The sequence below is a fragment of the Blastomonas fulva genome (genome assembly GCF_003431825.1).
In the GTDB taxonomy this organism is placed as follows: domain Bacteria; phylum Pseudomonadota; class Alphaproteobacteria; order Sphingomonadales; family Sphingomonadaceae; genus Blastomonas; species Blastomonas fulva.
Map to the genome: position 1 here is coordinate 2,837,305 of NZ_CP020083.1, position 14,595 is coordinate 2,851,899.

Sequence of the window (14,595 nt, forward strand, 5' to 3'; positions counted from 1 at the left end):
ACATGGCCATCACCCTGATCGTCTTCCTGCCGCTGCTGGCAGCCATCATCGCTGGGCTGGGCAACCGGATCATCGGCAATGTCCCCGCCAAGGTGGTGACGACCGCCGCCCTGTTCGCCGCGTGCGCGCTCAGCTGGCCGATCTTCCTTGGTTTCCTCGGCGGCACCTCGACCGAATATGTCGTGCCGGTATTGTCCTGGCTGCGCTCGGGCGACCTGCAGTTCGACTGGGCGCTGCGCGTCGATACGCTGACCGCTGTCATGCTGGTCGTGGTGACCTCGGTGTCCGCACTCGTCCACCTGTATAGCTGGGGCTATATGGACGAGGACCCGGACCAGCCGCGTTTCTTCGCTTATCTCTCGCTGTTCACCTTCGCCATGCTGATGCTGGTGACCGCCGACAACCTCGTCCAGATGTTCTTCGGCTGGGAAGGTGTGGGCCTTGCCTCGTATCTGCTGATCGGTTTCTGGTTCCGCAAGCCCAGCGCCAATGCGGCTGCGATCAAGGCGTTCGTGGTCAACCGCGTCGGCGATCTTGGCTTCATGATGGGAATCTTCGGCACCTTCCTGGTGTTCGGCACCGTCTCGATCCCCGCGATCCTGGCAGCGGCGCCCGGCATGGAAGGCGCGACCATCGGTTTCCTTGGCGGACGCTTCGACCTCATGACCGTCCTGTGCCTGCTGCTGTTCATCGGCGCGATGGGCAAGTCGGCGCAGCTCGGGCTGCACACCTGGCTGCCGGATGCGATGGAAGGCCCGACGCCTGTGTCGGCGCTGATCCATGCCGCGACCATGGTTACCGCCGGCGTGTTCATGGTCTGCCGCCTGTCGCCGATGTTCGAGGCCAGCCCGACCGCGCTCACCGTGGTGACCATCGTCGGCGCGTGCACGGCGCTGTTCGCCGCGACCGTCGGTTTGGTGCAGACAGATATCAAGCGCGTGATCGCCTATTCGACCTGCTCGCAGCTGGGCTACATGTTCTTTGCAGCAGGCGTCGGCGCCTATGGCGCGGCAATGTTCCACCTGTTCACGCATGCGTTCTTCAAGGCGCTGCTGTTCCTTGGCGCAGGCTCGGTGATCCACGCGATGCACCACGAACAGGACATGCGCTATTATGGCGGCTTGCGTAAATCGATCCCGATCACCTTCTGGGCGATGATGGCGGGTACGCTCGCGATTACCGGCGTGGGTATCGTAGGCGTCGCAGGCTTTGCCGGTTTCTATTCCAAGGACGGCATCATCGAGGCGGCCTTCGCTTCCGGAACGCAGGTTGGCCAGTTCGCTTTCAGCATCGGCGTGATCGCGGCTCTGCTGACCAGCTTCTACAGCTGGCGCCTGATGTTCCTGACCTTCTTCGGCAAGCCGCGCTGGATCGAATCCGAGCACATCCAGCACAGCGTCCATAAGACGCCGGTGCAGGCAGGCGCGGACACCACGGGCGGCTATCACCCGCACGAGAGCCCGTTGCCGATGCTGATCCCGCTGATCGTGCTGACCATCGGCGCGGTCGCCGCAGGGTTCGTCTTCCACCACGCGTTCATCGATGCGGAGCATGGCAAGGCGTTCTGGAACGGCAGCCTGTTCTTCAACGAGCATCTGATGCACGAGATGCACGAGGTTCCGTTGTGGGTGAAGCTGGCCTCTACCGTCGCGATGCTGGTGGGTCTTGCCACCGCGATCCTGATGTATGTGGTCAACAGGAGCTTGCCTGCCAAGCTCGCCGGGGCGCTGGCGCCGGTCTACCAGTTCCTGCTCAACAAGTGGTATTTCGACGAGCTGTACAACCACATCTTCGTCAAGCCATCCATGGCGCTGGGCCGCTTCTTCTGGAAGGTGGGCGACGAGGGGACGATCAACCGCTTCGGCCCGGATGGCGCCGCGGTCTTGGTCGCCTCGGGCAGCCGCATGGCGGTGAAGCTCCAATCCGGTTTCCTTTACAGTTACGCTCTGGTGATGCTGCTCGGCCTTGTGGCGGCGCTCACCTGGCTGATGGTGCGCTGACATGAACGATCTGGGATTTCCTGTGCTGTCGATGATGCTCGCCGTGCCAATGGCGGCGGCGATCGCGTGTCTGTTCGTCAGCGCCAACACCGCGCGCTGGCTGGCACTCACCGCCACGCTGATAGATATGGCGCTCGGCATTGTGCTGTGGATGAACTTCGACATCGGCGGAGCGCAGTGGCAGTTCGTCGAGAAAGCGGCGCTGTTCGACCGATTCAGCTGGGCGCTGGGCATCGATGGCATCGCGCTGATGCTGATCATGCTCTCGGTGTTCCTGATGCCGATCTGCATCGGCGCGAGCTGGGAGGCGATCCAGACCCGCGTCGGCGAGTACATGGCCGCGTTCCTGCTGATGGAAGTGCTGATGATCGGCGTGTTCGCCGCGCAGGACATCTTCCTGTTCTACATCTTCTTCGAGGCAGGCCTGATCCCGATGTACCTGATCATCGGCATCTGGGGCGGTGCGAACCGAATCTACGCGAGCTACAAGTTCTTCCTCTACACCCTGCTCGGATCGGTGCTGATGCTGATCGCAATGTTCTGGATGGTGAACGAGGCGGGCACGTCGGACATCCCGACGCTAATGGCCTATGACTTCCCGCTCGAGGCGCAATCCTGGCTGTGGCTGGCGTTCTTCGCGAGCTTCGCGGTCAAGATGCCGATGTGGCCTGTGCACACCTGGCTGCCCGATGCGCACGTGCAGGCACCCACCGCGGGCTCGGTGATCCTGGCGGGCGTGCTGCTCAAGATGGGTGGCTATGGCTTTATCCGCTTCTCGCTGCCGATGTTCCCCGATGCGTCGGTGGACTACATCTGGCTGGTGTTCGCGCTGTCGATGGTCGCGGTGGTCTACACCTCGCTGATCGCGCTGGTGCAGAGCGACATGAAGAAGCTGATCGCTTATTCGTCGGTCGCGCATATGGCGATCGTTACCGTCGGGCTCTTTGCGTTCAACCGTCAGGGCCTGGAAGGCGCGCTGATCGTCATGCTCAGCCACGGTCTGGTCTCGGGCGCCTTGTTCCTGTGCGTCGGCGTGATCTACGACCGGCTGCACACCCGCGAGATCGATCGTTACGGCGGTCTCTCGATAAACATGCCGCGTTATGCACTGCTGTTCCTGCTGTTCACGATGGCCTCGATCGGCTTGCCGGGCACCAGCGGCTTTGTCGGCGAGTTCCTCTCGCTGGTGGGCGTCTACGAGGTGTCGAGCTGGGTTGCGATCGTCTCGACCACGGGCATCATCCTGGGCGCGGCATACATGCTCTATCTCTACCGGCGCGTGGCCTATGGCGTGATCAAGTCGGATGACGTCGCCGCCATGCCTGATCTCAACAAGCGCGAGATCGCGCTGCTGCTGCCGATCGCACTCGTTGTGCTGTGGATGGGGGTCTACCCCGAAAGCTTCATGGCACCGATGCGCAAGGATGTCGGCGCGCTCGAGGCGCGGCTCGCTGCCGCCAAGCCCTTGGGCGATGCTCAGGTCAAGCTGGGCTCAGGTCCCGCTCTCACGCCCGCAGCCCATGCTGAAGAAGGCCATCACTGATGAATTACGCGCTCTGGTTCCAGCTGGCCTCGCCGGAAATCGTCCTCAGCATTTCCAGCCTCGTGCTGCTGCTGATCGCCGCATGGGGTGGCAACAAGGCGTCGCGCATGGTCAGCGTGCTCGCGGTCGTCGCGCTGTTCGGCGCGCTGGCGCTGTCGCTCAACTTCCTGTTCGACCCGGCTTTTGCTGATGGCGCGGATGCGTTCTACGGCCAGTATCGCATGGACCGCTTTGCCTCGCTGTCAAAGGTGCTGATCTTCCTGTCGGCGATCGGCTGTGTCATCGTCGCGCCCAAGTTCTTCGCGCGCGGTGACATGATGCGCGCGGAATACCCGATCCTCATCCTGTTCGCTTCGATCGGCATGGGGTTGATGGTCTCGGCGGTCGATCTGCTGACGCTGTACATTGGTCTCGAGCTCAACAGCCTTGCCGCGTACGTGCTCGCAAGCTTCCTGCGAAGCGATCATCGTTCGGCAGAGGCAGGTCTCAAGTATTTCGTGCTCGGCGCGCTGGCGAGCGGCATCCTGCTGTTCGGCATGTCTTTGCTCTATGGCTTTACCGGCACCACCAGCTTCATCGGCATCCAGACCGCGTTTGCCGATGGCGTTTCGACCGGCGCGCTGTTCGGGATCGTCTTCGTGCTTTCGGGCCTGGCGTTCAAGATCAGCGCGGTTCCGTTCCACATGTGGACCCCCGACGTCTATGAGGGTGCGCCGACCCCGGTGACCACCTTCTTCGCCACCGCGCCCAAGGTCGCTGCCCTCGCGTTGACCATGCGCGTCGCGATCGAGGCGTTCGGCGGTCAGCAGAGCATCTGGCAGCAGATCGTGATCTTCGTGGCGCTGGCCTCGATCATCCTGGGCGCTGCTGGCGCCATCGGGCAGACGAACATCAAGCGGCTGCTGGCCTATTCGTCGATCAACAATGTCGGTTTCATGCTGATCGGACTTGCCTGCGGAACGCCAGAAGGCGCATCGGCAATGATGACCTATCTGGTGATCTATGTCGCGATGACGCTGGGCAGCTTTGTGTGCGTGCTCGATCTCAACGATCGCACCGGCGCGCCTGTCGAGGATATCGGCAAGCTTGCAGGGCTTTCGCGGACGCGCCCGGGTCTGGCCGCAGCGCTTGCCGTGTTCATGTTTAGCCTTGCCGGCATCCCGCCGCTGTTCGGCTTCTGGGGCAAGTTCGTCGTGTTCGATGCCGCAGTGGCGGCAGGCCTGATCCCGCTCGCCGCGATCGGCATCGCCGCCTCGGTAATCGGTGCGTTCTACTACCTCAAGGTCATCAAGGTCATGTACTTCGATGAGCCCGCCGATGTCATCGCACCGAGCGATTCGCCCGCGCGCATGGTGCTGGTTGCGATCACCGCGCTGTTCGTGTCGCCGCTGGGCTATTTCGCGACATTGGCGCTGAGCCCGGTGACGGCAGGGGCCGCCAAGGCACTGTTCTGGTCGGCCTGATCGAAACGGTCGCGCTGACCGCATCCACCAATGCGGACATGCTCGAGCGTGCCGAGGCGGGCGCGCCCGAAGGATTGTGGATCCGGGCCGAGCGGCAGAGCGGGGGCCGCGGACGGCTTGGCCGGCAATGGCTGAGCCCTTTGGGCAATCTGTATTGCAGCACCCTCGTGCGGATCGGCTCCCAGGATCCCGCCGCGCATCTGCTGGCTTTCGTCGCGGGGCGTGCGGTGCTCGATACCGTCCGTGCGATTCTCCCCGACAGTCATGCCCGGCTAAAATGGCCCAACGACGTGCATGTCGATGGCGCAAAGCTTGCCGGAATATTGCTTGAGCGCCGGCGCGATGCAGTGGTGGTCGGCATAGGCATGAATGTCGCGATTGCGCCCGAGGTTACAGGGCGCAGCGTCACGTCGCTGCACGATCAGGGCGCGATGGCGCAGGTGGATGCAGCAGCGGTGATCGAGCTGCTCGAACCGCGCTTCCGGTCGCGCCTGTTGCAATGGCGAACGACCGACCCTGCAACGCTGCTTGAAGTCTGGTGCGCCGCCGCGCATAAGCCCGGGGAAGCGATGGCGGTCCAGCGGGGCCCCGAGGATCGAATTGAGGGTGTGTTCGAAGGTCTGTCCACGGATGGCGCGCTGCTGCTGCGGTGTGCCGATGGGCGGATCGAATCCGTCAGCGCAGGCGATGTCCATCTCCTCGCTTGAAGCCGTTTAGTCGAAATGAAGGACGTGACGCATGCTGCTTGCCATTGATGTCGGCAACACCAACGCCGTGTTTGCGCTGTTCAACGAACGCACGATCAAGGCGCGCTGGCGGATATCCACCGATGCGCGCCGCACTGCGGACGAATATGCGGTGTGGCTGAACCAGCTGCTCGCGCTGGAAGGCTTCATCCGGCAGGATATCAGCCAGGTGATCATCTCCACCGTGGTGCCGCGCGCGCTGCACAATCTGCAGGTGCTTTCGCGCAAGTATTTCAGTGTCGAGCCACTGATCGCCGGGGTTGAACCTGCGGACTGGCAGATGCAGATCGATGTCGACGAGCCCAAGTCGCTGGGCGCCGACCGCGCGGTCAATTCGATTGCGGCGCACGCACTGCATCCCGGTGATATCATCATCATCGACTTTGGCACTGCAACCACCTATGACGTCGTGGATTATACGGGTGCCTACAAGGGGGGCATCATTGCGCCGGGGATCAACCTCTCGCTCGATGCCCTGGTTCAAGCCGCCGCAAAGCTGCCGCGCATCGCGATAGAAACCCCGCGCAACAACCGCTCTGTCATCGGCCGCAACACCGAGGACCAGATGCAGATCGGCGTGTTCTGGGGCTATGTCGCGATGATGGAAGGACTGGTCGCACGGATGCGCGCCGAAATCGGCCGCCCGGCCAAGGTTATCGCTACCGGCGGACTTGCGGTGCTGTTTGATGAGCACACGACGATATTTGATGCGGTCGAACCCGACCTGACCCTGCAGGGTCTCGCCATGATTGCCGAAAGGGCATTTTGATTACATGAAACCTGGAAAAGAATTGTTGTTCCTGGCCCTTGGCGGGTCGGGCGAAATTGGCATGAATGCCAACCTCTACGGCTGCGACGGCAAATGGGTCATGGTCGATCTGGGCATGACCTTCAGCGATCCGGCCTATCCCGGTGTCGAGCTGGTGTTTCCCGATCTAGAGTTCATCGAGGAACGCGCCGACGACCTGCTCGGCATTGTGCTGACGCATGGCCATGAAGACCATATCGGCGCGCTGCCGTATCTGGCGGCGGACCTCAATGTCCCACTGTTCGCAACGCCGTTCACCGCCGACCTGATCCGCCGCAAGCTCGAGGAGCAGGGGCTGGTCAAGGATGTCGAGCTCAACGTCATCGAGAACGAGGGCAGCCTTCAGCTCGGCCCGTTCGGCTTCCGCTATCTGCCGCTGGCGCACTCGATCGCAGAAGGCAACGCGCTGCTGATCGACACGCCCTATGGCCGCATTTTCCACACCGGCGACTGGAAGCTCGACGACGAGCCGATCGTCGGGGTGCCTTCAACGCCCGAGACGCTCACCGCGCTCGGCGACGAGGGCGTGCTCGCGATGGTCTGCGATTCGACCAACGTCTTCAATCCCGAAAGCTCGGGCTCCGAAGGCGCGGTGCGTGATGCGCTGATCAAGGCGGTAAAGCCCCTCAAGGGTAGGGCGCTGATCACCACCTTCGCCTCCAATGTCGCGCGCCTGCACACGCTGGGCGAGGTTGCCAAGGCGACCAATCGCGCCTTCTGCGTCGCCGGGCGCTCGCTCGATCGCATCATCGCGGTCGCCAAGGCCAATGGCTATTTGAAGGACCTTCCCGAACTGGTCGACTTCGACACCGCCATGGGTATGCCGCGCCGCCAGGTGCTGGTAGTCGCCACCGGCGGCCAGGGCGAACCGCGCGCTGCGCTCGCGCGCGTGGCCGAGGGCAACCACCAGATCAAGCTTGAGGCGGGTGACACCGTGCTGTTTTCGTCCAAGGTCATCCCCGGCAACGAGATCGCGATTGGCCGCATCCAGAACAAGCTGGCCGAAGACGGCATCCAGATGATCACCGACCGCCAGGCCGATATTCATGTGTCGGGCCATCCGGGACGCCCAGAGCTTGCAGAGATGTACCGCTGGATCAGGCCGCAGATCCTGGTGCCGGTGCATGGCGAAATGCGCCACATGACCGAGCAGGCCCGGTTCGGGACCGAGCAGGGCATCCCTTCGGTGGTGGTGCAGAAGAACGGCGATATGGTACGGCTTGCCCCCGGCAAGCCCGGAGTGATCAGCCGCGAGCGCGCCGGCCGGTTGGTGCTGGATGGCGATGTCATCCTGCCCGCCGATGGCATGACCATGGCCGAGCGGCGCAAGCTCGCGGTCAATGGACAGGTCAGCGTCGCGGTCGCGCTCGACGGGCGCGGCGGACTGATCGGCGATCCGGTGGTGCGCGCGCTGGGGCTTCCGGTCGAGGACGATCTCGATGCATTCATCGCCGAGACGATCGAGGATGTGCGCGAGGCGATCAACAAGCCAGGCAAGGCCAAGCCGAAGGGCAGGGGCGGCAGGTCGGAAGGCCGGTCGTCGGGCGGAGGCAACGACGTGCAGGAGGCGATCCGCCTTGCCGTGCGCCGTGCCGCGACGCGCTGGACCGGCAAAAAGCCTGTCGTCACGGTCTTGATGATCGCGGGCTGACGACCCACTTGGGCGCAAGGCAACAGGACATGAGCGCATGAGCTGGACGAGCATTGCTGCAATCTATCTGCTGTTCTGGGTGATCACCGCGTTCGTGGTGATGCCCTTCGGCGTGCGCACCGCGGAAGAGCTGGGGATCGAGAAGGTTCGCGGCCAGGCAGACAGCGCGCCCGCCAATTTCAAGCCGCTTCGCGTCGTCCTGATCACCACCGCGCTGTCCGCGGTGGTGTTCGGGCTGTTCTATGCCAACTATGTCAACGGCTGGATTGGACCATCGGATGTCAACATCTTCGGCAAGCCGCCAGGCGCCGAATGAAGGCTGCCGGGGGCTGACCCGTCCGTCTTGCGTTTAGTGTGAGACTTTGTCGCCATTTGCTGCTATACGATGGCTATCGCGCGATCCATGATCCAAGCCAGCGCGCGACTGAGAGACTCGCGGCATCCTTGCTCCACGCTCTTGCTTGCTCAGCAACACGAGCCAATGCATGCCAGATATCAACCAGCTTTTCGACAATCTCCACGTTGCGCACATGCGCGCGCTGCATTCGCCTTGCGCGGATGAGCGCGACACGCAGGCCAGCCTGGCGCGCGTCGAAGATCTGCGGGTGCATGCGATCGCCTATCCCCAGCCGGGCAGCTTCATGCCTGGCTGATGCCATCCGGGCGAAGGGTCGTGCCGCAAGGCGATGACCTGTTGCCCGCATCTTCGCGTGCAATGGCCGGGACCGGGCGTTGCACAGGTCGAAATCGAACTTCCGGTCCCGGACTATGCAGGGGGAACTGTCCGCAAATGTGTGCGGCCCCATGCAATCGACACTTAAGGAAATGACTATGCCTATTGGCACCGTAAAGTTCTTCAATGCCGACAAGGGCTATGGTTTCATTCAGCCCGACGATGGCGGCAACGACGCGTTCGTTCACATCAGCGCCGTTGAAGCATCGGGCATGCGCACGCTCGATCGCGACCAGCGCGTGAACTTTGAACTGGAACAGGATCGCCGCGGCAAGATGGCGGCTGTCCGTCTTTCGGCTGCTGCCTGATTTTCAGGTGCTAGGGTGCGGGGTGGCGGTTTGCGCCGCTCCGCAGCCTCATTCAGGTCTGGTCGTTGCCCTCAGAACGACCCAAAGATTTACGAGCGTTTAACGTATCGGTTCTAGCATGGTCTCAACAAGTGAAGGGCCGCGATATGCTGGACAGATTGCTTCGCGATCACAGGCTGATCCGCGAAAAAGCGCAGGCGCTTTTGCAGCTGCTTGATCATGAAACCATGCCCTCGCGTGCATTGCTTGCCGAGACCCGCTGGCGGGTCGGCAGCCACATCATGCAGCATCTCGCCTTCGAGGATCGCCATCTTTACGCCAAGCTGCTGCAGGACGAGCGTCCGCATGTCCGCGAAAGGGGACAGCAGTTCCAGGCCGAACTGGCCACTTTGTTCGCCGAATATGCCCAGCACGCCCAATATTGGACCCCGGATCGCATCGCTTCGGAGTGGAGCCGGTTTCGCGTCGAATCGCGCCGGATGACGCTGGCGATGTTCGCACGGATCGATCTGGAAGAGGTCGAGCTCTACCCGCTCGCTACCAATGCGGCGATCGACATGAAGACCAACGTCGCTCCCACCACCAACTGGACGCGTGAGGCTTTTGCGATCAAGGACGCGATCACCAAGGGGGCGTGCACCCTGCCGGCCTAGGCCGCAACCGGGCTGCTGCTGCAACCCCGTGCGCGAGAAGGTTTTCTCTGCCGCGCTAATCGTCTAAGCGCAGCGCCATGTCAGAGACGAATCCCGATATCCTGCCCGCAGGTCTTGCCGATCTGCTTCCTCCGCGCGCCGAACAGGCTGCGCGGCTCACCCGCAGCGCGATGGATGTACTGGCCGGGCATGGCTATGACCGGGTCTCGCCGCCGCTTGTGGAATATGAACGTTCGCTGGCAGCGCGCATGCAGGGCACCGGGCGCCAGCATCTGTTCCGCATGGTCGATCCTTCATCGATGCGTACGCTTGCCATTCGTTCGGACATCACTGTCCAGGTGGGCCGGGTGGCCACGACCCTGATGGCGTCGGCGCCGCGCCCGTTGCGGCTGAGCTATGCAGGCCAGGTGCTGCGCATCGCATCCGACCAGCTCAATCCCGAACGCGAGCGGCTGCAGATCGGCGCCGAACTGATCGGCCACGACAACATCGCCGCCGCGCAGGAAGTGGTGCGGATCGCGATCGAGGCGCTGGCCGAGGCAGGCGTCACCGGCATCACGGTCGATCTGACCTTGCCCGACCTCGTGGACACTCTTGCCGGCACCGCGTTCCCGCTGCCGCAGGGGCAGATTTCCTCGGTCCGGCGCGAACTCGACATGAAGGATGCAGGCGGGCTCACCGCATTGGGCGCTGACGCTTATCTGCCGCTGCTCTATGCCATGGGACCGTTCGAGGCCGCGATCGACTCGCTGGCCGCGATCGATGCCGGCGGCGTGCTCGCCAGCCGGATCACCGCGCTGCGCCAGATCGTGGCGGCACTGCCGGGCGATGTGACCGTCACGCTCGACCCCACCGAGCGTCACGGCTTCGAATACCAGAGCTGGTTCGGCTTTTCGCTCTACGCCGATGGCTGTGCAGGCGTGCTGGGGCGCGGCGGAACCTATGCCATCCCCGATGGCAAGGGCGGGGAAGAGGTCGCCACCGGCTTTTCGCTCTACCCCGATGCGCTGCTCGACATGACCCTGACCGGCGAACAGGGCGCTGCGGGCAAGCTGTTCCTGCCGCTGGGGCACGATCAGGCGGTCGCCGCAAGGCTGCGCGCGATCGGCTGGCGGACGCTGGCAGCGATCACCGATGCCGATGATGCGGTCGCGCTGGGCTGTTCGCACCGCTTGCAGGGCAGCGAGACTGTCGCGCTCTAAAGGCTGCGGCGTTCAGAATTCTTCGAGAAACGCTGTCACCGCCCGGGTGTGCGCATTGTCTCCTGCGCCCAGTTGGCGGTTGATGGTCATGTGGTTTTCTCCCGCGATCGACTGGACCACGGCTTTCGAGCCCGCAGCCCTGAGCGCGGCGGCGAGCGCGTTGGACTGCTCGGTTGCGTCCTGACGGCTGGCGACATGCAGGATCAGCCAGCGGCTGACATTGGGCGCGGCTGCGTGAGTGATCGGCGACAGCCGTGCCTGGCGCGCAGGGTCGGTGCCAAAGGCTGGGACATAGAGGCTCTTGGCGATCATCGGCGTGTCGCGCATCTGGCGTGCGACGTCATAGCCCGCACCGTCGAGCAGGATGACGCCTGCAATCCTGTCCATGTCCGATTTGAGATAGGCCGGGTCGGTCGACACCAGGGCCGCCAGATGTGCGCCCGCACTGTGCCCCATCACGATGACCCGGGCCGGATCGATACCCAGCGCCTGCGATTGGGCGAGCAGCTTGCGCAGCGCCGAGGCGACGTCCTCGGCCTGCTGCTCCACCGGAGCCTCGGGGAGCAGCCGGTATCCGACCGACGCAAATGCCCAGCCCTTGCCGACGAAAAAGTCGGGCTTTTGCTGCACCATGGAGCGGTCGCCGTTGCGCCAGCCGCCGCCATGCAGATAGACCACCAGCGGATATCCGCTTGCGGGCCGCTCCGCCTGAGGCAGATACAGATCGAACGTCTGCTGGGCGGCGGTACCATAGGCAATCGCGCGCAACGGGATATCGCTTGGCTGCGAGGGCCGCGCGGTCGGCCTGCGCTTGGCGATCCCTTCCACGAATTGCGCCTTGCAGCGTTCCGACAGCTCGTCGCCGCGCTCGCGCAGGCAGCTGCGCATCTCTGATCGGTTCAGCCCGCACAGCTTCACGATCTCTCGGCGGCATTCGCGATCAAGCAGCCGCTCGCGCCCGCCGCGCTGCTGGGCCAGGGTCGGGACGATCAGCGCGGGAGCGATCAGTCCGGCGGTCACCATCAGTGCAAAAGTCTTCCAGCGCATCGCCTGTCTCCGCAGCAATCCCTTGGGGCGAGCGCAAGTCTGCCGCACGCTGCTTGCCTGCGTCCATTCTCGAAGTGCATTAAATTGTATCATGTTTTGCCCTAACACACTGGACGCAAGCGGCTGCCGTCACTAGGACGAGCCCGCTTTGCGCGTCGCTGACGGCGCGTCCATCTCGCAAAAGGTATGGTTTTGTGGCCAATGTTACGGTGATCGGCGCCCAATGGGGCGATGAGGGCAAGGGCAAGATTGTCGACTGGCTGGCGGAGCGCGCCGATGCGGTGATCCGCTTTCAGGGCGGACACAATGCCGGACACACCCTGGTCATCGGCGAGAAGGTGTTCAAATTGTCGCTGCTGCCTTCGGGCATCGTGCGCGGGACGTTCAGCGTTATCGGCAACGGCGTGGTACTCGATCCCTGGGCGCTGCGCGACGAGGTCGCCAAATTGCGCGGGCAGGGGGTGGAAATCACCCCGGACAACCTCGCTGTGGCGGACAATTGCCCGCTGATCCTGCCTTTCCACCGCGATCTCGACGCGCTGCGCGAGGATGCCAGCGGCCAGGGCAAGATCGGCACCACCCGCCGCGGCATCGGCCCGGCCTATGAGGACAAGGTCGGCAGGCGCGCGATCCGCGTGTGCGATCTGGCGCATCTCGATGCGCTCGATCCGCAGCTTGACCGGCTGTGCGCACACCATGATGCGCTGCGCGCCGGGTTTGGCGAGCCGCCCATCGATCGTGCAGCCTTGCTGGCCGAACTCGCCGAGATCGCGCCGTTCGTGCTCGAATTCGCACAGCCGGTGTGGAAACGCCTCGGTGAAATTCGCCGCGCAGGTGCCCGCATGCTGTTCGAGGGCGCACAGGGCGTGCTGCTCGATGTCGACCATGGCACCTATCCGTTTGTCACTTCGTCGAACACCGTCACCGGCACTGCGTCGGGCGGCAGCGGTCTGGGCCCACAGGCCAGCGGCTTCGTGCTCGGCATCGTAAAGGCCTACACCACCCGCGTCGGATCGGGGCCGTTCCCGACCGAACTGCAGGACGAGGTTGGCCAGCGGCTGGGCGAGCGCGGGCATGAGTTCGGCACCGTGACCGGGCGTCAGCGGCGCTGCGGCTGGTTCGATGCGACCTTGGTGCGGCAGGCATGCGCGGTCGCAGGCGTCACCGGCATCGCGCTGACCAAGCTCGACGTGCTCGACGGCTTTGCCAAGCTCAAGATCTGCACCGGCTACCGGCTGAACGGCAAGGTGCTCGATTATTTCCCCGCGCATGCCGGCGATCAGGCTGCGGTCCAGCCGATCTACGAGGAGATGGACGGGTGGCACGAATCGACCGCGGGCGCGCGCAGCTGGGTTGACCTGCCCGCGCAGGCCATCAAGTATATCAAGCGCGTCGAAGAGCTGATCCAGTGCCCCGTGGCGCTGGTATCGACCTCGCCCGAGCGCGAAGACACGATCCTGGTGCGCGATCCCTTCGCGGACTGACGGGTCGCTTGATGGGGGGTTTTCATGTCCGAAGACGGGCGTTCGCCCTTTGGTGACGGCGCGGCTCCGGCTGCGGGAGACCCGATTGTCGCGGTCGACAGTCCCGCGACGGGCCGGCTGCTGCAGGCTGCAGGACGCCCGGCTGCCCTGATCGCGCCTGCGGGCAGCGCCCTCGCGGCGAGCGCCCGGATTCATGCCTTCGACTGGCGGCGGGCCGTGCCCGGCACTGAGGCCCTGGCTTTTGTGGCATCGGATGCGGGGCTGCTGTGTCTGGTCAGTCTCGAGACCATCGATGCGGTCGATGTCCTGCTGCAGGGTCGCACCGCGGCCTGCGTCTTCGGCGATGCACCCTCGCTGATCGCCATCGCTGTGTCCGATCTGACCGGAATACTGAACGCGAACAGCGCGTTTGATCCCGACCGCGACGAACGCGCGCGGCTGCAGGCGCTGGCGATGGAGCTCGCGCGGCTGGCCGAACAGCTCGGCCATATCACCTCCGGCGATGACGATGCGCCGGACGGACTCGCCGAGCGCAACCTGTCGTATCAGGCCGAAGTACCGACCGACCGCGCACCCGCCATTCCGCCCGATCCGCAGCGGATTCGTCACCTGATCAGCATCCGCCGCCTGCGCGACCGGTTCTTCAGCCCCGATCTGTTTGCCGATCCCGCCTGGGACATCCTGCTCGATCTGGCGGCATCGCGCCTTGAGCGCCGCTCCGTGTCCGTCTCGAGCCTGTGCATCGCAGCGGCCGTCCCGCCGACCACCGCGCTGCGCTGGATCCGGCTGATGACCGATCAGCAATTGCTCGAGCGCCGCGCCGATCCCGACGATGCCCGGCGGATGTTCGTGGACTTGTCCGATGCGGCATTCGACCAATTGTGCGGGTGGTTTGCGCTGGTGGATGCGCGCGGCGGGCTGGACGGTTGACCCCCGCCTGGGGGCGCGGTGGCGCAA

General features: G+C 64.0%; 14 protein-coding genes. 13 read left to right on the top strand and 1 reads right to left on the bottom strand.

Annotation, left to right across the window (positions count from 1 at the left end):
- Window positions 1-2 precede the first annotated feature (2 nt).
- The 11 genes from nuoL (at window position 3) to B5J99_RS13570 (ending at window position 11,107) form a co-directional block, all read left to right on the top strand.
- Window positions 3-2,000, top strand: a complete 1,998-nt coding sequence (nuoL, locus tag B5J99_RS13525) for an NADH-quinone oxidoreductase subunit L (RefSeq protein WP_069049899.1) — start codon at window positions 3-5, stop codon at window positions 1,998-2,000.
- Between the two features lies 1 nt (window position 2,001).
- Entirely contained in the window at window positions 2,002-3,543 is a 1,542-nt protein-coding gene (locus B5J99_RS13530) for an NADH-quinone oxidoreductase subunit M (protein ID WP_117352677.1), read from the top strand.
- Window positions 3,543-5,006: an NADH-quinone oxidoreductase subunit NuoN gene (nuoN, locus tag B5J99_RS13535; protein ID WP_117352678.1), complete on the top strand. Its 1,464-nt coding sequence runs from the start codon at window positions 3,543-3,545 to the stop codon at window positions 5,004-5,006. Before B5J99_RS13530 ends, nuoN begins: the two co-directional genes overlap by 1 nt.
- 38 nt (window positions 5,007-5,044) lie before the next feature.
- Window positions 5,045-5,713 (top strand): biotin--[acetyl-CoA-carboxylase] ligase, encoded by a 669-nt coding sequence (locus tag B5J99_RS13540; RefSeq protein ID WP_245991628.1) that lies wholly within the window; start codon window positions 5,045-5,047, stop codon window positions 5,711-5,713.
- Window positions 5,714-5,744: 31 nt separating this feature from the next.
- Window positions 5,745-6,521: a type III pantothenate kinase gene (locus B5J99_RS13545; RefSeq protein ID WP_054133006.1), complete on the top strand. Its 777-nt coding sequence runs from the start codon at window positions 5,745-5,747 to the stop codon at window positions 6,519-6,521.
- Window positions 6,522-6,525: 4 nt separating this feature from the next.
- A complete protein-coding gene (locus B5J99_RS13550; RefSeq protein ID WP_054133005.1) occupies window positions 6,526-8,211 on the top strand; it encodes a ribonuclease J in 1,686 nt (561 codons plus the stop codon).
- 37 nt (window positions 8,212-8,248) lie between these two features.
- Window positions 8,249-8,527, top strand: coding sequence for a DUF1467 family protein (locus B5J99_RS13555; RefSeq protein WP_069049903.1), 279 nt, complete (start codon window positions 8,249-8,251; stop codon window positions 8,525-8,527).
- Between the two features lie 169 nt (window positions 8,528-8,696).
- A complete protein-coding gene (locus tag B5J99_RS19570) occupies window positions 8,697-8,864 on the top strand; it encodes a hypothetical protein (RefSeq protein ID WP_156317882.1) in 168 nt (55 codons plus the stop codon).
- 178 nt (window positions 8,865-9,042) lie between these two features.
- Entirely contained in the window at window positions 9,043-9,252 is a 210-nt protein-coding gene (locus tag B5J99_RS13560; protein WP_017671033.1) for a cold-shock protein, read from the top strand.
- Between the two features lie 146 nt (window positions 9,253-9,398).
- Window positions 9,399-9,905 carry a hemerythrin domain-containing protein gene (locus B5J99_RS13565; RefSeq protein ID WP_162892604.1) on the top strand — a complete coding sequence of 169 codons (507 nt, stop codon included), beginning with the start codon at window positions 9,399-9,401 and terminating at the stop codon, window positions 9,903-9,905.
- A 77-nt stretch (window positions 9,906-9,982) separates the two neighbouring features.
- A complete protein-coding gene (locus B5J99_RS13570; RefSeq protein WP_117352681.1) occupies window positions 9,983-11,107 on the top strand; it encodes an ATP phosphoribosyltransferase regulatory subunit in 1,125 nt (374 codons plus the stop codon).
- 12 nt (window positions 11,108-11,119) lie between these two features.
- Here the strand turns inward: B5J99_RS13570 and B5J99_RS13575 are convergent, their stop codons facing one another.
- The gene (locus B5J99_RS13575) at window positions 11,120-12,154 is read right to left on the bottom strand and encodes an alpha/beta hydrolase (RefSeq protein ID WP_162892605.1); all 1,035 of its coding nucleotides are present in this window, start codon (window positions 12,152-12,154) and stop codon (window positions 11,120-11,122) included.
- A 194-nt stretch (window positions 12,155-12,348) separates the two neighbouring features.
- Between B5J99_RS13575 and B5J99_RS13580 the strand changes: the two genes are divergently transcribed.
- Window positions 12,349-13,638, top strand: a complete 1,290-nt coding sequence (locus tag B5J99_RS13580; RefSeq protein ID WP_054133000.1) for an adenylosuccinate synthase — start codon at window positions 12,349-12,351, stop codon at window positions 13,636-13,638.
- Between the two features lie 24 nt (window positions 13,639-13,662).
- On the top strand, window positions 13,663-14,568 hold the full coding sequence (locus B5J99_RS13585) for a helix-turn-helix domain-containing protein (protein WP_117352683.1): 906 nt from the start codon (window positions 13,663-13,665) through the stop codon (window positions 14,566-14,568).
- The last annotated feature ends 27 nt before the right edge of the window (window positions 14,569-14,595 follow it).